The sequence below is a fragment of the Mycoplasma anserisalpingitidis genome, assembly GCF_007859615.1.
Classification (GTDB): Bacteria; Bacillota_I; Bacilli_A; order Mycoplasmatales; family Metamycoplasmataceae; genus Mycoplasmopsis; species Mycoplasmopsis anserisalpingitidis.
The window spans coordinates 343,275-369,163 of sequence record NZ_CP042295.1 but is presented as its reverse complement, the minus strand read 5'-3'; the positions used below and the strand labels follow the sequence as shown (position 1 = coordinate 369,163).

General features: G+C 26.6%; 22 protein-coding genes. 10 read left to right on the top strand and 12 right to left on the bottom strand.

All coding sequences use genetic code 4. The features are described from left to right. Window positions 1–628: 628 nt before the first annotated feature. From FRW55_RS01480 to FRW55_RS01465, 4 genes are all read left to right on the top strand, one after another. Window positions 629–1,654 carry a hypothetical protein gene (locus tag FRW55_RS01480; RefSeq protein WP_146368430.1) on the top strand — a complete coding sequence of 342 codons (1,026 nt, stop codon included), beginning with the start codon at window positions 629–631 and terminating at the stop codon, window positions 1,652–1,654. After that, window positions 1,647–3,605: a coiled-coil domain-containing protein gene (locus tag FRW55_RS01475; protein ID WP_146368429.1), complete on the top strand. Its 1,959-nt coding sequence runs from the start codon at window positions 1,647–1,649 to the stop codon at window positions 3,603–3,605. The genes FRW55_RS01480 and FRW55_RS01475 overlap by 8 nt, the downstream gene beginning before the upstream one ends. 97 nt (window positions 3,606–3,702) lie before the next feature. After that, a complete protein-coding gene (locus FRW55_RS01470; protein WP_146368428.1) occupies window positions 3,703–5,820 on the top strand; it encodes a transglutaminase-like domain-containing protein in 2,118 nt (705 codons plus the stop codon). Between the two features lie 9 nt (window positions 5,821–5,829). Then, the gene (locus FRW55_RS01465; RefSeq protein WP_146368427.1) at window positions 5,830–6,654 is read left to right on the top strand and encodes an Mbov_0400 family ICE element protein; all 825 of its coding nucleotides are present in this window, start codon (window positions 5,830–5,832) and stop codon (window positions 6,652–6,654) included. Between the two features lie 165 nt (window positions 6,655–6,819). On the opposite strand, the gene FRW55_RS01460 is transcribed toward FRW55_RS01465, so the two are convergent. Then, window positions 6,820–7,662 carry a histidinol-phosphatase gene (locus tag FRW55_RS01460; protein ID WP_146368426.1) on the bottom strand — a complete coding sequence of 281 codons (843 nt, stop codon included), beginning with the start codon at window positions 7,660–7,662 and terminating at the stop codon, window positions 6,820–6,822. Between the two features lie 47 nt (window positions 7,663–7,709). On the opposite strand from FRW55_RS01460, the gene FRW55_RS01455 reads away from it, so the two are divergent. Continuing rightward, a complete protein-coding gene (locus FRW55_RS01455) occupies window positions 7,710–8,453 on the top strand; it encodes a MurR/RpiR family transcriptional regulator (protein ID WP_162848272.1) in 744 nt (247 codons plus the stop codon). Here FRW55_RS01455 and FRW55_RS01450 read toward each other — a convergent pair. The 9 genes from FRW55_RS01450 to FRW55_RS01410 form a co-directional block, all read right to left on the bottom strand. Next, window positions 8,440–8,661, bottom strand: a complete 222-nt coding sequence (locus tag FRW55_RS01450) for a protein O6-alkylguanine-DNA alkyltransferase domain-containing protein (protein ID WP_146308653.1) — start codon at window positions 8,659–8,661, stop codon at window positions 8,440–8,442. The genes FRW55_RS01455 and FRW55_RS01450 overlap by 14 nt on opposite strands. Before the next feature lie 2 nt (window positions 8,662–8,663). Next, window positions 8,664–10,310, bottom strand: coding sequence for a PTS transporter subunit EIIC (locus FRW55_RS01445; RefSeq protein ID WP_146368424.1), 1,647 nt, complete (start codon window positions 10,308–10,310; stop codon window positions 8,664–8,666). Between the two features lie 84 nt (window positions 10,311–10,394). Further along, window positions 10,395–11,159: a diacylglycerol cholinephosphotransferase Mf1 gene (gene mf1, locus FRW55_RS01440; RefSeq protein WP_146368423.1), complete on the bottom strand. Its 765-nt coding sequence runs from the start codon at window positions 11,157–11,159 to the stop codon at window positions 10,395–10,397. Next, complete coding sequence (locus FRW55_RS01435) at window positions 11,149–12,969, bottom strand: aminotransferase class V-fold PLP-dependent enzyme (protein ID WP_146368422.1); 1,821 nt, start codon at window positions 12,967–12,969, stop codon at window positions 11,149–11,151. The genes mf1 and FRW55_RS01435 overlap by 11 nt, the downstream gene beginning before the upstream one ends. 28 nt (window positions 12,970–12,997) lie before the next feature. Next, window positions 12,998–15,943, bottom strand: a complete 2,946-nt coding sequence (locus tag FRW55_RS01430) for an AAA family ATPase (protein WP_146368421.1) — start codon at window positions 15,941–15,943, stop codon at window positions 12,998–13,000. After that, the gene (rnc, locus tag FRW55_RS01425) at window positions 15,943–16,641 is read right to left on the bottom strand and encodes a ribonuclease III (RefSeq protein ID WP_146367292.1); all 699 of its coding nucleotides are present in this window, start codon (window positions 16,639–16,641) and stop codon (window positions 15,943–15,945) included. Before rnc ends, FRW55_RS01430 begins: the two co-directional genes overlap by 1 nt. Window positions 16,642–16,713: 72 nt before the next feature. Continuing rightward, the gene (gene plsX, locus FRW55_RS01420) at window positions 16,714–17,715 is read right to left on the bottom strand and encodes a phosphate acyltransferase PlsX (RefSeq protein WP_146368420.1); all 1,002 of its coding nucleotides are present in this window, start codon (window positions 17,713–17,715) and stop codon (window positions 16,714–16,716) included. Beyond that, window positions 17,715–19,346, bottom strand: coding sequence for a DAK2 domain-containing protein (locus tag FRW55_RS01415; RefSeq protein ID WP_146368419.1), 1,632 nt, complete (start codon window positions 19,344–19,346; stop codon window positions 17,715–17,717). Before FRW55_RS01415 ends, plsX begins: the two co-directional genes overlap by 1 nt. Then, window positions 19,339–19,650: a hypothetical protein gene (locus FRW55_RS01410; RefSeq protein WP_146367289.1), complete on the bottom strand. Its 312-nt coding sequence runs from the start codon at window positions 19,648–19,650 to the stop codon at window positions 19,339–19,341. Before FRW55_RS01410 ends, FRW55_RS01415 begins: the two co-directional genes overlap by 8 nt. Window positions 19,651–19,719: 69 nt before the next feature. On the opposite strand from FRW55_RS01410, the gene FRW55_RS01405 reads away from it, so the two are divergent. From FRW55_RS01405 to asnS, 5 genes are all read left to right on the top strand, one after another. After that, a complete protein-coding gene (locus FRW55_RS01405; RefSeq protein ID WP_146368418.1) occupies window positions 19,720–20,391 on the top strand; it encodes a recombination protein O N-terminal domain-containing protein in 672 nt (223 codons plus the stop codon). A 169-nt stretch (window positions 20,392–20,560) separates the two neighbouring features. Further along, window positions 20,561–21,631: a C5 methylase (MAV1virus-like) protein gene (locus FRW55_RS01400; protein WP_146368417.1), complete on the top strand. Its 1,071-nt coding sequence runs from the start codon at window positions 20,561–20,563 to the stop codon at window positions 21,629–21,631. Continuing rightward, window positions 21,632–21,961, top strand: a complete 330-nt coding sequence (locus FRW55_RS01395; protein WP_146368416.1) for a hypothetical protein — start codon at window positions 21,632–21,634, stop codon at window positions 21,959–21,961. Window positions 21,962–22,040: 79 nt separating this feature from the next. Then, window positions 22,041–22,649, top strand: a complete 609-nt coding sequence (locus tag FRW55_RS04240) for an HNH endonuclease signature motif containing protein (protein ID WP_146368824.1) — start codon at window positions 22,041–22,043, stop codon at window positions 22,647–22,649. Window positions 22,650–22,807: 158 nt separating this feature from the next. Beyond that, window positions 22,808–24,157: an asparagine--tRNA ligase gene (asnS, locus tag FRW55_RS01385; protein ID WP_146368415.1), complete on the top strand. Its 1,350-nt coding sequence runs from the start codon at window positions 22,808–22,810 to the stop codon at window positions 24,155–24,157. Window positions 24,158–24,416: 259 nt separating this feature from the next. Here asnS and FRW55_RS01380 read toward each other — a convergent pair whose 3' ends face one another. Both FRW55_RS01380 and FRW55_RS01375 read right to left on the bottom strand, forming a co-directional pair. Then, window positions 24,417–24,878, bottom strand: a complete 462-nt coding sequence (locus tag FRW55_RS01380) for a NanQ anomerase/TabA/YiaL family protein (protein ID WP_146368414.1) — start codon at window positions 24,876–24,878, stop codon at window positions 24,417–24,419. A gap of 2 nt (window positions 24,879–24,880) precedes the next feature. Further along, window positions 24,881–25,888, bottom strand: a complete 1,008-nt coding sequence (locus FRW55_RS01375) for a nicotinate phosphoribosyltransferase (RefSeq protein WP_146368413.1) — start codon at window positions 25,886–25,888, stop codon at window positions 24,881–24,883. Window position 25,889 lies beyond the last annotated feature (1 nt).

The following is a 25,889-nucleotide window of genomic DNA, read 5'->3' as shown; positions in this document are numbered from 1 at the left end:
TAGATACTTTATATTTGAATTTTACTTAAAAGAACTAAAATTTGAAAAAAATAATGTAATTTTTAATGTTTTTATAAAATTAAATGATAGTGTTATTTTCATATTATCTTAGACAATTAAAATATGTTAACGATTTAATTTTTGCTATTTCGTATATTTTTGTAAATAAAAATGTTAAAAATTTATAAAGATAATTAGATAAAAATCTAGTTTTTTTGATTTTTTTAAGATGCTTATTAATTTTTATGAACTTAATTATTCATTTCGTTTATTAAAATCTATATTTTCATCACTTGCTATTTCAGCAAGTAAATTAATAATTGAAGTATTATCATTTAATTTAACTTACTCTTTTATCTTATAAAAATATTTGAATATTTAGTATTGTGAAAAATTTTATAGTTAAGACTATTCTTTCATTTTGTCCGATAACCAGCAAGTTAAGATTGAAACGATATTTGTTAGCCTGATAAAATCTTGTTAATGTATAAAACTAATTTTTACATTTTATCAAAAACTAATTAATTGATGTTGGTCAATTTTTTTGTACTTTTTTTGTTCGTTTTTAGTTCACCTTAATTATTTATGACAGCTACTAGTGAACATAAATTAAATTTAATGAGGAAATATGAAACAAAAAAGAATTACAAATAAAACTAAAATAAGTATAAGCGCTTTATGTACTGCTGCAGTTTTAGCTGCTACACTAATTCCGCTTAGTGTAAAATATTGCACTGCGGTTAAAACAATTGAACAAAAGGATGAAGAAATTAGATTACTGAAATTAAAAATTTCTAATTTAACTAGTGAAAAAGAAAAATTAATTGAAGAAAAAGAACAATTAACTACTGAGTTAAACAATTTAAACACTTTATACAATAAACTTAAAGAAAATTATGAGAAAACTCTAGGTAATTTTAAAAGTATTACAAATTCAATTTTAGAAAGAAATAATAATTATGAAACAATGCTGGAAAATTACTATAAGAGTTTAAATAACCCTGATACTAATATTGAAAATGAAACTGAAGAAACAGTTGATTTTGAACTTGAATTAGAAAAAATGCGTCAAGGAATTAAAGATAAAGTCAGTGAATATGTAAGATGTATTGAAAGTAAAATTAGTGAATTAGAAACTAATAATAGTACAATCTTTACTCAAAATGAGTTAAGCAAGTACATTAATCGACTTAAAGAGATTAAAGATTTTGGATTTAATCTCTCACTTGAAAATGCTGAAGAAATTGCTAGTGGAGTAAAATGAATATCTCAATCTGAAAAAGAATTAAACAATGTTTTAAGTCAGATTAATACTCTTTATGCATCAAAAATTGCTGAATTAGAAGAGATTATTACTCAAAAAGATGAAATTATTGAAAATAGTTTTAATACTGCAAAGAATATGGTGGAACAAGCTATTAATTTAACTAAAAATCAAATCGATTATTTAGAAACCTTAAAAGAAATAGCATATAAATTTGTTAATCGAGATTATAGTAGTTATAGTACAGATGCTTTTGCTGATAGTATGCGTAATGAAGCATATTCACTAATTAACGAAATTAATGACTATTCTAATAAAGCGTTAAAAACTTTAGATGAAGCAAAAAGTGATTATGAAAAAGCAATAAAAACTAAAAATATTGATGAATAGTATGCGTAATGAAGCATATTCACTAATTAACGAAATTAATGACTATTCTAATAAAGCGTTAAAAACTTTAGATGAAGCAAAAAGTGATTATGAAAAAGCAATAAAAACTAAAAATATTGATGATTTTAGTACCATTAATATTGAAAGTTTTCCAATTAAAAACAAAACTTTTACTAAACTAATTGAAGCATTAAATAATAGAGATTATGAAGCACTTTTCAATAAAAACCTTGAAAATTGAATAAATTACAACAATGAAGTAGCTAAATATAAACAAGCTATGGATGAAAATGCTGAATTACAAGCAAAAATTCAAGCTGCTAATAATCAAATCGATACCTTAAACAGTGAATTAAATACTGCTAAAGAAAATATAACTAATTTAGAAAGTTTAATTCAAAATAATTTTAATGATACTTTAATTCACACTAAGGAACTTTTAAGCAATTTAATTTCTAGTTTAGAACAAGAAAATTTAGATGAATTAAATGAAGTAGCACAAAATTTACACACTCAATTAGATATTTTAAATCAATTAATAAGTGAAAGTATTGATAGTGAAAATGTAAGCGAAAATCAAGCTAAACTTTATAGTGCAATTGATGCAATACAAAATATTATTGAAACTTACAAAAATATTCGTGTTTTACCACTAGAAGCAATGGTAATTAATTTAACACAAAAAATTAGTGAATTAAATACTGAAATTGATGAGTTAACAAATCAATTAAATACTGTAAATTCTGAATTAAATAGTTTGAGTTTAGAAAACAGTGAAAATAAAGAGAGAATTAATGAATTAACCTTAATTAAGCAAACTTTAGAACAAAATTTAAGTTTAAAAACTGATGAATTAGAAACTAAAACTAATGAATTTAAAACTGAAGAAGCTAATTACCAAAAACAAATAGCAGAAAAAGACTTAAGAATTAAAGATTTAGAAAGACAACTACAAGATGAAAAAAGCAAAAATAGTACAGATAATTCAAAAATCACTTCTTTAGAAGCAGAAATTGAAAGTCTAAAAAGAGATAAAAGTAGTTTAAGCTCACAAGTAAGTAGTTTAAACAGTCAATTAAGTAGTGCAAAAATTGAAAGAGATAGGTTAAAGAGTGAATTAGCGAGTGCAAATAGTACAATCGCTCAAAATCAAGCAGAAATTACAAAATTAAAAGAAGAAAATAAAAAATTAAAAGATATTATCGATAATTTTAATCCTGTTCCACCTACTCCACCTGCTCCGCTTCCAAGTCCAGTTAATAGTAATAAAAGTGTAATAATTGGATATGATTTACTTACTGAAGAGTATCCAAAATATACTCTTACTAATGAAGCATCTACACTTATTAATAGCTGAAAATATAATGAAAAACATTCTTTAGAAACTAGATTAGTTCCACAATGATTTAAATATAATGGAACAGGAGCAACACTAGGAAATATCTATACAAGTGATTCTGGTAAAGTATCTAATAAATTCATTTTAAGAAACGGTATTAAAGAAAAAGTCAGAATACCAGAAAGTGCTAAAAGTGCTAAAATGAAATTACTAATTAATGGACACCAAAAGGAAATCAATTTAACTAAATCAAGTAGTGGTTGAATGGGAAGTACTACGCTAGGTGCAAGGTCAAGTGCAAATTTTGATTTAAATTGAACTTCTGTTACTAAAACACCAAATGGAAGTCACGCTGGTGGATATGGAATAACTTTTATTGATACTTACACTAAAGAAAATCAAAAATGAAACTGAAGAATTGAAAGTCAATATTTAAGTTTTGATATTCCTTTTACATTTTCATCAAAAACATTAGAAGCAACTAATAGATGAACTATGGAAAGTAAAAGTGTTTCAAAACCGTCTAATTATGATACTACAATAACAGGAAATTTAGATATTTTTAAAGGAATGAACACAATAACAATTTTAGAAATTAGTTGAGAAGAATAACACCTTAGGGTGTTTTTTCTTGCTTATATTATCTTATCTTTATATAAATTTTATTAATAAAATTTATATAAAAGTAATATTATGATATAATTTAATTATGAAAAAGTGATTAAAAATTTTACCTTTAATTTCTCTAGCTAGTAGTTTAAGTGCTACTAGTTGCTTTAATACAACACAAGCGGTTAAACAAAAAGATAAAGATTTTGATAAAAAAGCTGAAGTTATTGATTTAAGAAACAAATACATAAATTTTAATGATGCTTTATATCTTAATACTAAATTAAATGAGTTAAGTGCTGTTAAACGCTTTAACAGTGAAGTTAGTGAATTTATTAATAATCAAATTTTTAGCAACGAAAAAATTAATCAAATTAATTCTTTATATAACAGTGCATTGGAAGAATGCTTTAACTACTTAAAGGAAAACTTTATTGAAAAATTAAACTGAATAGATAGCGAAATAGTAAAGAATAATCTAATAAAAAATATCAATTTAGAATACCAAAATTTAAGAGTTATTATTCATCATTTCATTACACTAAATACTTTTAATGAAAATGCTAAAAATAAGTTAACAACATTAACTAATACTGTTAATCAAGTTAAAGAATTAAAATTATCCGCTGATGTAGAAATTAATTGAGAAAAATTAATGAGTACTAATTTTGTAGTTAATGAAAGAGAAATCAAAAATATTGAATATGATTTAATAACTAAAACAGTTAAAAATTACATTGAATATTTTAGTAAAGGTAATTTTTTTCCTTTAATTGTTGAAAGACTAACATACTTTAAAAATCATTTTGATTTTGGTATTAAGGAACACACTATGCAATGATTTATTACTAAGGACAAAAAATTTACTTTAAGTCCGGGTAATGCTGAAAATATTGAATGAAGACTACCATATATGCGTGATAATAGATACGGACTTATTAAATTAAATAGTGAATATATCATTAGTTGACTAAAAAATTATGATGAATGACTTTGAGTAATTAATGATGAAGAAAAAATCGGAAAAATTAACTTAGAAAATGTTAAAGCATTTAATCACTATAAAGATTTTAAGGATGATTACATTGCTGAAACTTTTAAAGATTATGAAAATTTTAATATTAATGTTTTAGATTGAAAATTTTATTACCCTAAATATGATAGTAATAAAGCAGATTATGAATTAGAAAATCAATTTGATAAATTAGCTGAAATTTATGGTAAAAATTATTTCATTATAAATAATAGTAGTTCTTCATTTTGATTAACATATAATCCTTTAGTTCCTAAACTAGATTTTGATTTGTATAGAAAATATATTCTTCAAACAAGCAAAAATGGAGAAATTTCCAGACCAACTTTATACTATGAATTATTAACTGAACAACCTAATTTTTTTGCTAATTTTAATCAAAATGGAATAAAAACCTTAAAAATAAAAAATAGTAATATAGTTAAAAAAAATGAAGGAACTTTTGATTATCCTAATACTACTAAATTGAACGAATATGGTGCTGTTGATTTTTATGCTAATGAAGATGAAAAAACCGTAAAAAATCAAATGAAACAATGACTACAAAATTGAATTAATTTTCTACCTAAATATATCTCTAAAAATTGAAATCAAAAGCAAATCATTTTAGCACTATCTTTTTATATAACTAGTAATATTATGTATATGTATAATAATTACAAATTTTCATTTAATACTGACGGTAATGATTTTTACAATCCTGCTTCACTTTTTGAAACTGATAGAACGCTTCAATGCTATGGATATTCTCAAAATCTCTCACTAGCACTTACTTTACTTAATATTCCTGTAAGAGTAGTAAGCGGAAGAATGTATGGTGATGTAAATAATCCACTTGTTTCTAGTGGTGGACACGCTTGAAATGAAGTCTTTATTGATAATAAATGAGTAAGTGTAGATTTAACTTTTGCTGACTACCAAGAAAGCTGAAGTAATTTTAATAGTGAATTGAATTTAGAAGAGATATTTCTGAACAGAGATAGTGGAAGTCGGACAATGTTTAGATTAGATTTCTTAAGCTATATCACAACAATTATTAAATATTTAAATAAGGATGAAAATGGTAATTATGTGCACAATTATGTTGAATTACCAACTCATTATAGCACTGACCCTGAAAATGAACTTAAATGAGAAAATATGCTTCCACTTTTAAGACAACAATATAAGCAAGTAATAGAATAAGGAGAAAATATGATAAAACAAGTATGGAGTTTAACGCGTCAAGGGTATAAACATTGAAAAAGTCTTAAAACTGTTTCGTATAAATATAATGGACAACCTATTACTCCTTACGATAATCCATATAGTAATAACCGTCCATTAGTTGTGTTTTATTCTGGAGATGACGTATATTATCTTACTTGCAGAAGTGTAGAAGATAAAATTAAAAAAGATAATGAAGTAGAAATAGTCAATAATAAAACACAAGAAAAATCATATGTTGAAACAAATAATATTCATATAATGAAAAAAGATGATTTCTTTAAGATTTTTAATAAAAATAAGGTGCAAATATTAGAAGATATCGATGGTGCTGTAAGTATATTAAGAAATCTAAGAGAAAATTTAGATAATGAGAATATTCAAATAACAAAACTTGAATTAAATTCAGATTGAACTATTAAAAATATGGATATAAACAATAAATTAGAAGCATTCCAATATTTAGCTCACGCTGATAATTTGTTTTACAATATTGGTAAATTTGGAACTATGAGATTGTTTGAATATGGTAGAAAATTTGATAATGAAAAATGATTACAACAGGTATCTAAAAATTACATACCACTTAAAGAGTTTAAAACTTGAGATTTAGAAAAATGTATGGACTTCTTACATAACTCAGATAAAACTAAACGTTATGAACAACAAGAAGAAGATGAAAGATGAAGTAATGATACTTGAGATTATGAAGCTCAATTCGGAGAATATCATAGACAAGAAGAATTAGAATACCAAAAGAAAAAACAAGAACACAACAACAAGAAAGAAGATGATTTAGCACTATCTATGTAGTGCTTTTTTTATATGAAAAAGCAGACTTTTAATGTCTGCTTGTAAATATTGGTGATTTAATATGTGTAAAAATGTTAGCTAAATTACATACATCACAATTATGTTCGAATTTTGATAAGATAACTAAATTACTAATGATTTTATAAAAGAGTTGATTTCTTAAAATTATTTACAAAGATTGTATTTAAGATTTAATTTTTTCTTATATTTTTCCAAATCTAGTTTGTCAACTAATTGTTTTTCTAAGCCTCATTGTTTTAATAAATCATAAGTTTTTTTAACTATTTCAGTATCATATAATTGTTTTTTATGATGCACATCAGATTCAAGAATTATTTTAACTTTTTTCTCTTTTGCTATTTTTCAAAATTCGTGAATTGGGTATTTATTTCTAAACACCTTACCAATGACTCTTGGACCCTTCCAGAAGCCGTTAATATTAAAGCCGAGAGGAAAATCTAATTCAAGTGCTAAATCACAAATTTTAATAGCTAATTCTTCACATTCACTATCTCATTCTTGATATGATTTCATGTAAAAATCCGGGTGTACTGCATAAACATATAAACCAGTTCTCATACCTTCATCAATAGCTTTTCAATATCTTTTTAGTTGCTCTTTATTTGTGCAATTACGATTAAAATTATTTTCTTCATCCAAGTTTTCAACCGCATGAATACCTAAGATTAAATAGTCAACTTCAGGCCTTGATAAAAGTTCTTTATATCAATTTAATTGATTTGGAAAAAATTCACTTTCAAAACCAATATTAATCATCATTTTGTCTTTATAATTTTCTTGTTCGACTTTAATGTCTTTAATATAACTTTCTAATTCACTGTAGAACATTCTAGAGTTATCTTTTGAGTCTAAAACTCCTTTGTAGGGAATATGATCACTAATACCAATTTCAATAAAATTATTTTTGTGGTATTGATCAACTATTTCCTTTACAGTTAAATCTGAATGTTTACAGTAAAAAGTGTGAATGTGGTAATCGTATTTCATATTTGTCTCTTTCTACATAAATGTGTTCAATTAGATATAATTTTTTTATGGCAAATAACTATAAGAAAAGTCTTTTGATAAAGAAATTATTACATAGTACTAATATTGAGGGTGCATTTGGTCAATTTTCTAAAATTATATTAGAGAATATTCATCGAATTGATTTAATCAGTATTGATACTTTAAGTGAACTCACTTTTTGTTCTCAATCAACAATTAGTAAATTTATTAAAAAACTTGGATACGATTCTTTCGAATTGTTCAAATTTGATTTAACTGAGTATTTAAATGGAACTAGTAAAAGTTCAAGAAAACTTAGTAATAATCAAATAAGTGAATTAATAATAGAATTTAGTAGAAAAATTTCTAATTATGATTTTAAGTCGATCGCTAAAGAATTTACTAAAGTTCACAAAATACTAATTTTTGCTTCTGGCGGTTCAAATAGACATATCGAAGAATTTTATATTAGTTTAAAAAGAATGGGTGTCAATGTTATTAAGGATAATGATTTTTCAACTAATTATGCTAATGCATTTAATGCTGATGAATATAGTTATGTAATCTGCGTCTCAAATAGTTATAAAACAATTGAAACGGTTTTACCTGCGAATTTAGCATTTAATAAAAGTAATAAAGGGTTTATTTTTACATCAAATAAAAGTATTAAAAGTAGAAATAATATAAAAGTATTTAACTGTTCAGAATATATAGATTCAGAAAAAATTAATCCTATAGTTTTTAGTTTACTAAGCACAATCTTTTTTAGTTTATTAATTAATTCAATATAGCTTTAATTAAAATACCAATTAATACTACTCCAGCTAAGATAAACATAGCTGGTATATTTTTTATAAATGTTTGATAAACTTTTGATGAATATTTTGCATTTTCATCAACTTTATATTTTTTGTTATTTTTCTTTCTTAAAAAGTAAATTAATGTCCCGATTGAGATGAAAAATATTGCAAAAACACTAAAAATAATAATCAAATACATAGTTATTTTAAGTTATTCATTATTCTAGAATAAACCATTGCTTTTGCACCGAAGACTGATTGAACTTGTTCACCTGATTCAACAACTCCTTTAGCCCCGATTTGCATAATTGCTTCTCTATTAACTTTAGTTTTATCTTTAACTGAGATTCTTAATCTAGAAATACAACATGATATTTCATTGATATTTTCAAAACCTCCATAAAATTCTAAAAGAGATTGTGCCATCTTTATATCTTCAGGTTTTTCATCTTTAATTTTTTCATTTATAATTGTTTGATTTGTTGAATTATTTAATTTTTCTTTAAAATCTTTTTTAGTAAATAGTTTGAACGCTTCTTCATCACGTCCTGGAGTTCTGAAGTTAAATTTCTTAATCAAGAAGTAGAATACTCCGAAGTAAACAATGAAGAATACTGGACCAAGAACAAATAACATTCATACTCTAGAGATGTTTTCATAAGAAGGTAAATTGTAAATTAAATAAGTAATAATTCCTTCCCCTGTACCAGCTATCATTCCAACACCACTAAGATACATTGTCATGTAAACTAAACCAGTTAAAACACAGTGTACCAATCAAAGAATTGGGGCACTAAAAATGAATGTAAATTCAATTGGTTCAGTAACTCCACTAAGAATTGACGAAGACACTGCTCCAAAAATTATTGGAGCTGCTTGTTTTCTTTTGTCTTTAGGACATGCTAAGAACATAGCTACAGCAGCACCAGGAAGTGAAAAAATATTTGTAGGGTAAGTTCCATTACTGATCATTGAATCAGTTGCATTGATTGGTAAGCCTGCACTCATTTTTGCAATTAAAATACTGTAAAAACCAGTTACTTCTTGACCATCAGCGCCTATAAAAGTACCTCCAGCAGCTGTATAACGAAGTATTGCATTAGGAATATTGTGCAAACCAAAAGGTAAAAGTAAACGGTTAGTTGAACCATATAAAAATGATCCAAAAGCTCCTGAAGCTCTAATTCCATTACCTAGAGCTGCGATTCCTTTATAAATATAAATTCATAAATATGTGAGTGGGAAACCTAAAATAAATGCCGTTAACAATGTTGCAACTGGGCTAAATTTAGGACCACCAAAGAACGAAATAAACGTAGGAAATTGTAATTTGTAGGTTATTTTGTGAATTCCATAAGCTAAATAACCTGCTAAAATCCCACCAAGAGCATTTAAGTCAAAACTGGTTGAATACTTACCAAAACGATTAATGGTTTGTAGTTTACCAACTACGTTCGCATCAAGTAAGTTTTTTAATTTACCGATTTCTAAAAGTGCATATCCAGCAAAATAGAATCCTATTAATGCTACAACACCACAAATTCCAGCTGAAACTTTTTCATCTTTTGCTAGTCCAGCAGCTAAACCTATAGAAAATAAAATATCAAGGTTATAAATTGGTGCCATACCAATTATTTTTACTGAATCAGCGAAAGTTTTGTAAGCTAAACTAGAATTATAAATACCAGTTTTTTGTCCAACAGATGCAAAAATATAACCTATTGCTCCAACAATAGCTAGTAAAGGAATTATTGAAACAGGTAAAATCATTGCTCTACCAAAACGTTCAAGACCACTTCTAAGACTTTTGAAAAAAGAATTAGAATTTTGTTTTATTGCTTTTGTCATTGTACCTCCGTTTAAATTTTACTTAGTTGTTTAATATTTAGTTTTCCTATTTGGAAAATTAGTAAAAAAAGCAGAATAATCTGCTTAAATTTTCACATCATACATTCCATAATGTTCTGAAAGTAATGTTTTTTTCTCAATATGTCAATTTTTCCCATATTCTTTTACTAAAAAATCATTATATCTCTTTGGTACTGCTATGTAAAAATCGTCAAATTTACATAATTCAGTATCGAAAAAGTCTCATTCTATTGGGAAAGTAGTTTTCTTCATATTTGCGTAATCTGGTCAAGTGATAATAAATTGTTCTTCTTTATTTTCAAAATCAATAACTTGTTCTATAGCTTCTTCTAAAGTTAATTTAGGGAATTGTTTTGTTCAAAAGAAGAAAAATCTAAGAATTTTTATATGTCATAATTCCTTACTTACTTTACGATTTGCATAGTGATTGAAGTATCTCAATTTATTTTTAATTGATCTGAATTTTTTTAATTTTTTCTTATTTGTTGGAACAACAACAAAAAGATCAATAAAAGTAGCATCAATATCTTCTTCATTGTCATGAGTAAATTTAGCCATCATTAGAAAATTGTTTGAATTTTTTCCAACTTTAATTAAATGTGGGTAGTTTTTGATTAAAAATTGCAAAGTATCATAATCAATTGCTAAATCCACATCATCATCTCATGGAATCATGTTTTTATGTCTTATTGCACCTAGTAAAGTACCATAATAAGCCACATATTTAAGATTGTGTTTTTCAAAAATAGAAATTAATTCTTTGAGAAGACTTTTTAATTTAGCATGTTTATCATGTAAATTTTTAGTGTCTCATTCATTATTTTTCATTTTTTTCACTTTCTATAAATTTCTTAATATTTTTAACAACTATTTTAGCATCATCAATGGTTATTAATCTAGAAATACCGACTCTGATAACTGAATGTCTTTTTTCATTTCTACCTAATTCGAAGTAGTTATTAGAGTTAGTTGACACAAAGTTTCTCATTCTTTCGCAATCAATACCTTTAGGTGCTTCCATACATAACATTGAGCAAGTTCTAAGATGTTTTGGAACCTTATTAATAAAATTCAATTTTTCAAGTTCATCATTTAAGTAATTAAACACTTCTCATTTTTTCTGATTAATAACTTGAAGAGAAGTGTTGTTCATTATGTCAATCGATTCTGACATAGAAACAATTAAATTAATTGCTGGAGTAAACGGTGTTTGTTTAGATTCTCTATAGTATTTTAAGTATTTTCTGTAGTCGAAGTAATATCTTGGTGTACTACATTTCTCTATAACTTTTTCTGCTTTAGGTGAGATACATACAATTGAAAGTCCAGGGTAAATAGAAAATCCTTTAGCTGAAGAAGCAAAAGCAATATCAACTCCTCATTCATCAAAGTTAAATTCTTCATTTAATACTGATGAAACTGAATCGCAAATTAATAATGTATCAGTATCTTTAGTTAACTTACCTAATTCACTGATGTTGTTTAATACACCAGTACTTGTTTCGTGATGAGTAACAAATACAGCTTTAGCCTCAGGAATTAAATGTTTAAAATCATCTATATTATAGGTTGAATAGTCTGGGTATCTAAAGAATAAAATGTTTTTTTCATCTTCAAGATACAATTTCAATATTTCATAAAATCTATCCCCAAAATCACCAACTGAAATCAGAATAACTTTATCTTTCGCTTCAATTAAGTTAACAACAGCAGATTCCATAACACCAGTACCACTAGCAGTAATTATAATTGGTGTAGCTTTAGTTGTATTAAATACTTGTTTAAGGTTATCGTGTAATTTAGTGATGTAAAATTCAGCTAAATTTGAACGATGATGAACAATTCCCTTAAGAATTAAATCACTAATTTCTTGATCAATATTAGTAGGTCCAGGAGTTCATAATTTAACAACATCATGCGTTCTATAACGTTCATCTACACTAATTAAATCGTAGAAATTATCAATTTCAAAGAAATTATTTTTACTTGTTATATGACATTCTACTGGTTGATTTAAACTTCATAAAAATTGTTCATAATAATTTTGTTTATTTTCTGGAATTGAGTAGTAGTCATTAAAATGTGATCTCATGTAATCACCAAAGTCCTTATTCACATAACCTAGTCCAGTTCATTTTAAGTCACCTTTGATCATATTTTTAGCATATTGACCTACAATTAAATTATTTCTCAAGATAAAGCAAGTTTCATTAATATGTTCATCTTCAGCACCTCAGTAGATACTTTTGTAGTTTGATTCTTCAATTTCTTTAAGTAAATCTGGGATTATATTTTTGGTTAAATAAATATCTCCTTCAATATATAGAGTATCGCCTCAATGTTCAATTGAAACTGCTAAAGATGATATATTATTTTCATACTCAAATTTATTATTTTCAATTAAAGTTACACCATATTTTTTAGCTAAATAATTGAATTGTTTTTTTAGATATCCAACTACAACATAAATTTCTTTAATTCCACTTTGATGAAGAAACTTAATATTTCTTTCAATTAAAGCTTCATCTTGGTGGGTTTCTTTATTTAAAATTTTAATCAATGGTTTAGGTACATGCTTGGTATAGGTTGTTAATCTAGAACCCTTTCCAGCAGCAAAGATAATTGCATTTTTTATCATAATTCTCCTTAATCGCAAGCAATAAATATTATTGTTCAGTTTTTACATCTTCAACCATATTTTTAGCTTGAGCTAATTCAACACTAAAGAATGTTGTAACACCACGTTTTTGCATTGTGGCTCCAAAAAGATTATCCATTCTAGACATTGAACCGTGTCTATGAGTAATTACTAAGAATTGAGTTTTATTCTTAAGAGATTGTAAGTATTCAGCGAATCTAACTACGTTAGCTTCATCAAGAGCTCCATCAACTTCATCTAAAATACAAAGAGGTAAAGGACGAGCTTTAAGAATTCCGAAAAGTAAAGAGATTGCTATAAGTGACTTTTCTCCACCTGAGAAAAGTTTAAGATTTTTAATATTTTTGCCTGGGGGTTGAGCTTCAATACCAATTCCACTATTTAAAATATCATTCTTATCTGTGAAGTATATTTTAGCTCCTCCACCACCAAACATAGTTCTGAAAATTTCATCAAATTCACTATTTACATCGTTAACTATATTTAATAATCTAGTAATAATTAATTTGTCCATTTCGGCTATTGTGGCAATAATTGTGTCTTTAGCTTCTTCAAGTTCATCATTATTTTTCTTAATCAAATCATAACGTTCTTGAATAACACCAAGTTGTTCAATAGAATCAATATTAACATTACCAATTTTTTCAATTTCTTGACGTGTTTTATCAACAAAATCTCTAGCTTGTTCAGGATCAATTTCTAAAATATAATTAGCAATAACATACTCATGAGTTAAATTATAATGATTGGTTAATCTGAATTTATCATTCTCTAGAGCTCTTTTAGTTAATTCATATTTAGTTGAATCTTCACTATAATCTTCAATTAAGTCAGTTAATAATCTTTCTAATTCTGATTTTTCACTGTTATATCTTGAAAAATCAGATTCATATCTTTCTAAAAGTGAGTAGTCAACTTTAAGTGAAGATTGAAGTTCTTCTAATTTATATTTTACCACTTCAATATCAACAACATTAACATCGCTAACTTCATCACTAAATTTAATTTCTTCTGTTGTTAGATTTTTTAATTCATTAGTATATTCAACAAGTTCTTTTTCAGTGTTTCTTTTATACTCAGATATTGATACTAAGCGTTTATCAATTTCGTTTTTATTTCTGAATAATTGTTCAATTTTATTTGAAATATCATAAACTAAATTTTCTTTTTCATCCAAATATTCATTAATTTGTGGTAGTAAATTTTCTAATTTAAGAATTTGTTCATCAACCCCAAGCAATGAACTAGCATTATTAATTTTTTCACCACCAACAACAACACCACCAACTCTAATAGTGTCACCATCTTTAGTTACAATCATGTATTTTTTATCAATAATTTCAGAAATTTTATTAGCTGATTCAACATCTTCAACCACAATAATATTTCCTAATAAGAATTTAGCGAGCAACTTGAATTCAGGAGCATATTTAACTAAATCGGAAGCGATTGCAATAAAACCCGGATATCCTTGAATTGCTAAAAGATGGTCGTCACGAACACTCTTAGCTTGGATTGAGCTCATCGGAATGAATGTAGCTCTTCCACCACGATTTTTCTTAAGAAAGTTGACCGCTTCTACAGCAGTTTCACTATCTCTAACAACAACATATTGTGTAGCATTATTTAAAACTGTGTCAATTGCAGTATGAAATTCACTATCAACTTCAATTAAATCAGCAACAAGTCCTTTATATCCTTTAAATAATCTTTTATTGTCAAGAATTGTTTTTGTTCCTTTAAATAAATTACTATGACTTTCCTTTTGCTGTTTAAGAATTCTAATATTTGTTTCAATTTCTATTTTTTTCTTATTTTTCTCGTTTTTATCTAATTCAATAGATCTTTTTTGGATTGTGAGGTTGTCATTTAGTTTATCAAGTTCATTTCTTTGAGAACTTAATTTAGCAATTTGCTCATCATAAGTTTTTAATTGGTGGTTTGAAGTTTCAATTAAGTTTTTAAGTGCGCTAAGTCTTTCGGAATTGCTACTTCTAAGTTGACCTGAAGCAATCAATTCTCTTCTTTGCTTTTCTTTTTCTACCGCGACTGATAAAGCGTTGTAACTATCTCTTAAAGCATTGATTTTTCCATTTTTTTCATTAATTCCGCGTCTTAGATCACTAATATCAATGGTTAATTTTGAACATTTTTTGTTGTATTCATCAATACGTTTTTTGTAATCAACTTTAGTTTCATCTACACCTCTAAGTTTTTCACTTAAAGCATTTAATTTTTCAGTTCCGATAGTAATATCTCTACCAAGAAGTGCGATTTCTACCTTTTTTAATTGTTCTGTTTTTTCAATAAATAATTTAGCTTTTTCAGCTTGTTTTTGAAGTGGACTAAGTTGTTTTTCAAGTTCATTAATAATAGTTTTGACTTGACTTAATGACTGAGAAGTTTTTTCAAGTTTTCTTTCTGTTTCAGCTTTTTTGAGTTTATATTTAGAAACACCAGCAGCTTCTTCGAAAATCGCTCGTCTTTGTTCATCTGTAGCTTCTGCAATTTCAGCAACAGTGCCTTGAGAAATAATCGCTAGAGAAGATTTACCAATACCGGTTTCCATCGCAATCATTTTAATATCTTTTTGTCTCGATGGTTCACCATTAATAAAATATTCACTACCTTTATTTCTTGTAATTTTTCTTGTGATCGATATGTAGTCTTCTTCAAATTTCGATAAATGTTCACGGTTGTCGAAAGTTAGAGTTACATATGCTTTATCCATAGCGGGAATAATTTTTGAACCAGCAAAAATTACATCATCCATATTATCACCACGAAGTTCACGAGAAGACTGTTCCCCCAAAACTCATTTTATAGCATCATTAATATTACTTTTTCCAGAACCGTTCGGACCAATAATTCCTGAAACTCCACCATCAAATCTTAAAACGATCGGATCAGCAAATGACTTAAATCCATGTGCTTCAATTTTTACTAATTTCATTATTTATTCTCCTTAGTTTCCAGATTAAGTTTATTCAACGCATTTTCTGCAGCTTTTATCTCAGCTTCTTTTTTACTTAATCCAATCCCTTCACCATAAACAATTCCATCATGAATTGCTTTGGCAACAAAATGCTTTTCATCAAGAATTTCAACTTGATAAATAACAGACATTTTATTCATCGACTGAAAAATTTCCTGTAAAACCGTTTTTGCATCTTTATTTTCTTTATTATAAAATTTGTCAATTGCTGGATAAAGAAATTTTCCAACAAATTTTATAGTTTCTTTTAATCCTAAATCTTCAAAAATTGCACCAGTGATCGACTCGAATAAATCAGCTTGTACTTTAGGTGAAGTTTTAACTTCTCTAGCTGCTTCTCCACCAGCTGAATAAACTAATTTAGGAAGACCGATCATTTGTGAAATTTCTGAAAGTGATGCAGTACTTACTACTTTAGAACGTAATAAAGTACCTTTTCCTTGTAACATTTTTGGAAATTTTTTATAAATATACGAGGTAGTTATGAATTGTAGCAATGAATCTCCAAGAAACTCAAGTCTTTCATAACTTTGAAGTTTATTATTTTGGCTTTTAGATGGGTGAGTTAAAGCCAAAATATATAATGCTTTATTTTTGGGTTTTATATCGTTAAAATGAAAAAATTCATCTAGATTTTTAGCTTTGATTATATCCATTTCTTCCTACTTTGTTTTTATATTATATATTTTAATATTTTATTTAATAAATGTAAATAATAAAAACATCAACTATTCAGTTGATGAAAGATTATTTAGTGAACTTATAATTTTTTGATTTAAGTTTTTATTCAAACCTAATTTAATTTGATTTAGTGCACCAACATAAGATTTATAGTCACTTGAACCATGACTTTTAATAGCTAGTTTTTTAAGACCAATAACTCAAGCGGCCCCAACATTTCTATAATCTAAAGTTTCAGAGACATCTTTGAATGCACCTTTAAGAAAAAGATAACCAATTTTTCTTAAAGTTTTTTTCATAATATTTTGCTTGATTAAATCTTTAAAACTTAGAATAGCACCTTCAAGTGATTTTAAGACCAAATTTCCACCATAACCGTCAATGACTGCAATGTCAGTTGTATAATTTAAAATGTCTCTTGGCTCTTGAAAACCAATGTAATTCAAGTTTCTTGCTTGTATTAATTTTTGGTTAGCTTCACGCACAATTTCAAGTCCCTTGTAATCTTCAGTACCAATATTTAATAAAGCAACTTTAGGATTTTCAACATTTAATAAAACTTTGGCATATTCATTGGCAACAACACTTCATTCAACAAGAAAATCACTTTTAGTATTTAAGTTTGCACCAACATCTAATAAAAGAAATTTTTTTCCCTTAATTGTAGGCATAATTGGCATAAATGCAGGACGAGAAATTCCTTCAAGTCTACCAAGAATAAAAGTACAAAGAGCTAAATATGAACCTGAATCACCACTTGTTATAACTGCATCAGCCTGATTATTTTTTACTAAATTAATAGCTTCTTTCATCGAAGTATTTTCACGGAGCATATTTCTAATGTTTTCATCAAATTTAACTGTATTAGGATTATCTATAACACTTATTTGAGAATGTTTTTCTGTTAAAAATTGATCAATTTGAACTTTATCACCAACAAGAACTATTTCAATATTTGGATTTTCTTTAACAAAATAAAGTGATGCTTTAATTGAAGCTTCAACTCCTTTATCATTACCATTAACATCAAAAGCGATTTTGAAATTCATTATTCTACACCTATGATAAATTGATAATTTGGCTGATTTCCGTTAATGATTTCAACTTCAATATCAAAATTTCCTTCAATTCAGTTTTGTAATTCAATTGCATCTGATTCACTAGCTATATCACCATAATAAATACTTATAATTTCATGGTTTGTCTTAACCATTTTATTAATTAATTTTTTAGATGACTCTAAATAAGTTTCGCATGAAGCAATAATGTGGCCACGAGTAATTGAAATATATTCGCCTTCCTTTATGTTTACTCCATTAAGTTTAGTAGTTCTAACTGCTTTAGTAACTTCACCAGTTGTTACGTCTTTGATAGCTTCAAGCATAATTTCTTGATTATCTTCTGCAGTATTATCTTTGTTAAAGTTTATTAAAGCAGTAATACCTTCAATTTGTGTTTTAGTAGGAATGATAATAACATTTTTGTCATTAACCACTTGGGCAGCTTGCTGTGAGACAAGTAATATGTTTGAGTTATTTGGTAGTACAAAAACTGTTTCAGCATTTACAGCATTAATTGCTTCAATTAAATCTTGAGCACTTGGATTTTGAGTTTGTCCACTTTCAATTATGTAATCACAACCATATTCACGCATTCTTTCAATAATTCCTGAACCTAAGTTACATGAAATTATTCCGCAAAGACTTTTCTTTTGTTCATCTTTTGTTTCTTTTAAGTCTTCAGCAGTGGCTTTAGAATTATTAGCTTGTAGTGTCATATTTTCGGATTTAATCTTAATGAATTCACCATAGTTTTGTCCAAAGTTCAACATGTCACCAGGTTTAACGGTGTGACCATGAACTTTTAATATGTTTTCATCATTAACAACAACTAAGCTAGTAGCAATCTCTCCAATGCTTTTGGTGAATTCTTCTTTATCAAAACCTTCAGGACTTGATAAATCAATAATAAATTCTGTACAATAGCCAAATTCACCATCATAAACTTCAGTGTCATTGATAAATTTATCAATTTGTTCACTACTTTGAGAAATTTCTACTGGTTTACCTGCAAAGAATTGATACATTCCATTAAAAATTGTGTAAAGTCCTTCACCACCACTATCAGTTACACCAACTTCTCTTAGAGTCTTTAATTTGTTAGGTGTATTATCACAAGAGGTACGTGCAAACTCAACAACTTTTTTAAAGAATTCTTCCAACTCTACGTCATTACGATCCTTAAATTCTTTTGAAAGCATCTCGCTTGTTTCACGAATAACTGTTAAAATAGTACCCTCAATTGGTTTTAAAACAGCACTATATGCTTTTTTAGTCGCAGCTGTGAAAGCAAAAATTAAATCTTGAGTGCTTGCAGAACTGATTGAAACAAAACCGTTTGCTAAACCACGAAAAATTTGACTTAAAATAACTCCACTATTCCCACGAGCTCCAAGAAGCATATTTTTAGCAATCTCATCAGATATTTTACTTAAGTTTGCTTGTTCAAAATTCATTTTTGAAGCAGCTCCTTGAATAGTTGAAGCCATATTTGTTCCTGTATCTCCATCAGGAACCGGAAAGACATTTAATGCATCAATTCTATTTTTTGCATTAACAAGAGCATTAGAACCTGAAATAACTGCTTGAGCAAACAGCTTACCATCTAACTTCTTACTCATAATGTACTCCTTTAATAAAAATGTTTATTCCATAAAGTTTTTCTTTATTTTTACTTAGAATAAATTTAAGTTGTTTGTAAATTTGATTAACAATGCTTTTAGCTGATAGACCATATAAAATTACTAATGAGCAACCAAAACGTCAACCTTTTTGAAGTTTTTCTACTTGTAAAATTTCACTTATGTCTTTTTTGTTTTCTTCATCAATTTGTTCACTACTTAAATTAATTTCATGAATACTTACAATACCAGGGATACTACTTAAAACCTGTAAAAAAATTTCTCTTGCTTGTTCTAAATCCATTATGCCTCTTTTGTGTAAGTAAATACTTACAATATTTTAAATTAGTTTTAAAAAAATTATAATATATTTATGGCCGAATCAAAATGTAAAGCAATATTACTAAGTTTAACTCACTCTGATGATAATAAAAGCTTTCTGACTTTCTTAACAAGTGATGGAATAATGCAACTTTATGCACATGGTTTAACCAAACCTGATAGTAAAAATCGCTACAATCTCTTTATTGGATCAATTGTTGAAATAAGTTTTTTTAAAGCTAGACTTAAAGGTAGTGTTGGTAAGTTAAAAAAAGCCACTCTAATTAAACAAGTTAAGAGTCAAACTCAAAGTGAAATTAAAACAGTAATGTTACTATGCAAAATATTAAAAAACTTCAATTTTAAGAATAATATAATTAACTTCTATTACTATTTTATAGACAATATTGGAAAAGGTAAAAATAATTTTTTAATAACTATTTTACTGTCAAAATTAATTTATAATTTCGGAATAAAACCAGTTCTAAGTGCTTGTGTAGAATGTCTAAAACAAAAAGATTTAGTTGATTTTAAAATTTACAAAGGTGGTTTTTTATGTAAAAATCACGCATTGGAAATTATCCCTAACCAGGACTTAAAGTCAATTTTTAATCTCTTTTATGATTACAATCTTTATCTTCAAAGTGCTGGTGCACAAATAAATAAATATTTAAAAAATGAGTTTCTTAATATCCTTAGTGATCATGGGGTTAATTTTAACTAAAGTTTCACATTTTTAGCAAAATATTTTTTCGATTTCCCAAATTAAAGATTTAATATTGTATAATTAATTTACAAATAAATAGGATTAAAATTATGTTTTTACCCAATTTTTATTTCTAAATTTCGGTAAATTCATAATTTTTAAAATTTAATTATTTAGAAAGGAACAAATGAAAAATAAACTAAATGATACACAAAATAATTATAATACGTACTCTGAATTAAATATTCATTCACACAATGAACAAAAAGTTAATTTAATTAATAATAACGTTGTTCCTAATTTAAATAAAAAACAAAAAATCATTGTTTGAGATTTATTTGGTGGTGGTCAAAATTCAGTATTTAAAGCTCTGAATGATAATGAAAAATATGATTATGAAATTTATACTTTTGATGTTACTGAACCAACTAGACAAAATCATATCTGAATTGACTTATCACAAGATAATATTACAGAAATATTTCAGAAAATGATTGAATCAGGTCAGATTAAAAAACCTGACATAATCGTATCATCTACATTGTGTCAATCTTTCAGTTGTGTTTTGAATATGAAGGGCGGCGGAACTTGCTTTTGAAAATATAATAATGATAGAACCAAATTAATCTTTAGACCAAAAGATGAATTTGAACGTTTAAAAAGTGGTTTTACAAAAAATCTTGATGCTGATACACAATTATATATAGCCAAATTAGGTAAAAAATGTGTTGATAATTCAATTGAATTAATCAAAAACTTTAAACCAAAATATTGATATATTGAAAACCCTAAATCTTCATTAATTTGAAAATATATAACATTGAATAGAAAAGATTTTTATAATCCAGAAAATTGCTTTTTAAATGAAGCTTCTTATGGTAAATATGGTTTTCTAACAACGAAGCCAACATATTTTTTGAGTAATGTGAAAATAGAACTACTAAAAGGTAAAATTGAACCTCCATACACGATTGAAGAAATTGACGGAGTAAAATACTATGTCTTAAAAGATGACCCAAATACTAAAGTTCCTAAAAGTTTAGATAGTAGAATGATTGGTATCTCATCAATAAATAAAATGATAAAGGCTAGAAATGTAAAATCTGGTATGGGTGGTCTAGATTTTGTTATGAAACAAAGTAAATCTAAAATTTCTCAAAAAGACAAAAAAACACCAATACAATTAAGTGAAGCTGGTCCTGCGAGTCATATTCCAAGTAAATTGATTCAAGATATCTTTAAGGAGTTTGAAATTTAAATGCCTAATTATTCATGAGTAATTGATATTTTAAATGATGAAAAAAATATTAATACTATTGAAAACAAAGAATTATTTTTAAAATCAGATATTTTGAAAATAATTAGAGAATCTTATCCCAAAATAACTGATGATAGAATTGTTTTTGCTAACATACAATCTATGTGTTTAACTACTGATCCAACAAAGATAAGAATAAGATCAGACAAATTTTTAAGATGAGTTAAGAATTTTAATTTTGATTGCATGTTAGTTTCTATAGCTAAACATTTTGGTAAAAAATACTATTACATTTTTTTAGGAAAAATCATTTGAAGAATATTGCTTTAGTGATTATTCTAGTAATTCATTTCTAAACTTTAATTTTGAAGATCTTTTTCCAGTAAATGGTTGAAAAGAGAATTATGGAATAAAAATTAAAACTGTATCAAACATAAGGAAAGAAAAATCTAAATATTTTTATTATGTTTCAGAAGATGCATTAAAATCTAATGATGATATAAATAAATTAAAAGATTTTTGCGAAAGATTTATAAAACAAATACCACTTGAACCATATCCTAAGATAGTTTATAAAGCGTTAGAAATAGCACCAGGAATTAGAAAAAAAGTATTTGATTTATTTCCTAATAGGTGTATATGTTCTGTAGGTGAGAATATATGTATAAACAAAGACAGCATTAATTGAAATTCATTTGAGAAAAATCCATCATTAACTTCATTACATTTACATCATTTTATACCTAAAGAACACTTCAGAAATATGTACAATGTTAAAAAATTAAATACCGAAATAATAAACTCTTATCTGAACTTGGTACCTCTTTGTCCTTCTTGTCATAGCACAATACACAAGGGTAATGATTTACAAAAAATGATGATAATCAATAAAATTTTTGAAGTTCAAAAGAAACTAAATATACATAACGATTTTCTTGACTACTTAAAAAACAATGAGAAATACATAAAAATGACTATTGAAAAAATAATCTCTTTTTACTTAAAAAGACATAAATAAATTTTGACATCAAAGGTGTCATTTTTATCTAAAAAAATAGTAAAACAAAACTTGGAAATATATTTCAATCATCTAATTTTTATATTAGATAATTAAATTGATTAAAAAAATTACTAGTATAATATAAAAAACAATTATATATGCTTAAGGAGTATAAAATGCATTCAGTTAAAAAAGTTTTATTAAAACCAAGTTATTACGACAAATGAGAAAACTTCAAAATTAGTGGTTGAGTTTCTTCAAACCGTGGAAATAATAAAATGCGTTTTATAAATTTAAATGATGGTTCAACAGTAAATAACCTTCAATTAGTTATAAAAGGTGAAAAATTTGATTTTGGTTTACTAGATACTGTAAAGATCGGTGCTGCTATTGAAGTGGTTGGAACTTTGGTTGCAACACCAAGTGCACCACAACCTATTGAATTGGTTGTTAGTGAATTTAAGTTACTTAAAAACACTGAAGATTTTCCGATTCAAAATCAAGAAATTTCACTTGAACTACTTAGAGAATTACCTCACATTAGACATAGAACAAATATTTTGCGTGCGGCAATGTTAATTCGTTCAACATTAGCACAAGAAATTCACAGATATTTCATTGCAAATGATTTCTATTACATGTCTAGTCCAATTATTACATCTAATGATGGAGAGGGAGCTGGTGAAACTTTTAATGTTGATGATAACTCAAAAAATCCATTTTTTGGTGGTAAAAAATCAACTTTAGGAGTTACAGGACAACTTCATGCAGAATCTTATGCTATTGGAATGAAAAAAGTTTATACTTTTGCTCCGACTTTTAGAGCTGAACATTCTAATACTAAAAAACATGCTGCTGAATTTTGAATGGTTGAGCCTGAAGTTGCTTTCTATGATTTAAATGATGTTATTCATCTTGCTGATGATATGTTAAAAGTTGTTATAAGAAATACTTTAGCTAAAAATAAATTTGAATTTGATTTTTTAGTTAAACATCACGACCAAGAACTTATCAATAGATTAAACAAATTTTTAGATAATGAATTACATATTATTGATTATAAAGATGCTATCGCTGAATTAGCTAAAGTTAAAGACAAATTTGAAAATAAAGATATTAAATTTGGTTTAGATTTAGCTACAGAACACGAAAGATATATTTCTGAACAGTTATTTAATGGACCTGTTGCTGTAATTAACTTCCCTAAAGACTTTAAAGCATTCTACATGTATCAAAATGACGACAATAAAACTGTAGCTGCTTTTGACTTATTAGTTCCAGGTATTGGTGAATTAATTGGTGGTTCACAACGTGAAGCAAATTATGATAAATTATTAAAAAGAATTAATGAATTAAACATTCCTGCTGATGATTTATCTTGATACTTAGACTTAAGAAAATTTGGTGATAGTGGATCAGCTGGATTTGGATTAGGTTTTGAACGCCTTGTAATGTATGTAACTGGTGTTGATAACATCAGAGATGTAATTCCTTACCCAAGAACCGCTGGAAATATAAGAATGTAGTTGTAGATCATGAACAAAAGTTCATGATTTTTTTACCCTCTAATGAAGAAAAAACCACTTCGATCGAAGTGGTAAGAACATTATAATTCCACATAATATATCCTAGTGGATTTAATTCCTTATAACCTCGCCTAATTTTACTTGGAGCGAAACCCAATGCTTTATAATGTTCATAATAATTATAACATTCTTCATTTTCATTTTTTAATGTTTTAGTTTATAAAATAAAAATGCAAGCTAAACTAGCTCACATACTTATCTAATCAACCTTAATTTTGATAATATATTTAGTTAACACTTCCATGTTTGGGTTAATTGAAGGACAGTGTGTTTCAAAAGGCATAAATAACATAAATGAATCTTCACTTAAATTCATAACTGTTTCTTTATTTTTCATTTTGAATAATACTGTATCGCTTTGTTTATCGTATTCTCTTAAAATATCTTTAGCACTTAATTCGATTTGAGGAGCAAAAACAACTAATTCTTCAACTCCTGATGATAAGTGAATATCGATTGTTTCGTAGTGCATTTCACATACTAAATCTTTAATGTCAACTGGTTTAACTTCTTTTTTAACAAGTCAAATTTTATCAGTAATTTGGTGTTTACCATTTTCGAAAGTTTTAATATCATTTTCTTTAATTCATTTATATGCAGTTTCGATTTCTTTACTGATGTGTTTGTATTTGTGCATATTTGTTAATTTATCAAAAATCATAATTATCTCCTTTTAGAATTATAAACAATTAAATTAGGATTTTGTCTATAACCACGTCCTTCTTTAGCTTCTGGTTTACCATTTAATACAGTTGCATCTGCCGAAAAAGAATTTGAAAGTTTAAAAATACTTTGTCCAACTCCATAAAAATCTACTGGAGCATTATTATCTTCAAATAATTTAATTTTTTCAGGATTAAAACCACTTGAAACTACAATTTTATAATTTTTAGCACCAATTTTATCCAAGTGATTTCTAAGTCTTTTAACTTGCTCAACATTAACTCCATATTGAGCTTCTTCATTATCAAACATATGGTCAACCATATTTTTTGAAGTGTCTAATCTTACACCTCAAATTTTATCTCCCATAGTTTCAAAAATTTTAGTTGACTCAGAAATGACATCATTATGATAATCAACTAAAGCGATAAGTTTGTTGTTTGGAAAATGTTTATAATAAGCTTTCATTGCAGCAACTAAATCACCTCCAAAACCTTGGATTAATACATGTGGTACTGAACCAAACACTTCATCTGAAACTTCTTGTCTTTGAGCATCTGTAGAAACACTTTTGATTCCACCAAGAGCAATAGCTCTTCCATCTATTTCTTGGTTAATGTAATGATCAGCTCTATCTCCCATAAAAATTATTGGTTTACCTTTTGCCGCTTGTACACAAGCATATCCATTTGATGCAATCGATGTACTTCTAGCTAAAATTCCATCAATAACACCTTCTCACATCCCAAAATCATGATAATGTCCTTCCAATTCTAGTACAATATCTAAATTATTGATATGTGTTCCATCAGGTAAGTATCTAATTGTATATTTTGATGTATCAGTTTGTGATTCAAGAAGTTCTAAAACTTCACTCATTCCAGCTAAAATTGCATTATCTTTTCTTTGAAAAAATTGCAGAATAATAACATTGTTTGGTTTCTCATTTTCAAGAATAACTTTGGTTTTTTCAAAATAAGAAGCTGTATACTTCTTCATGTTTGTCATA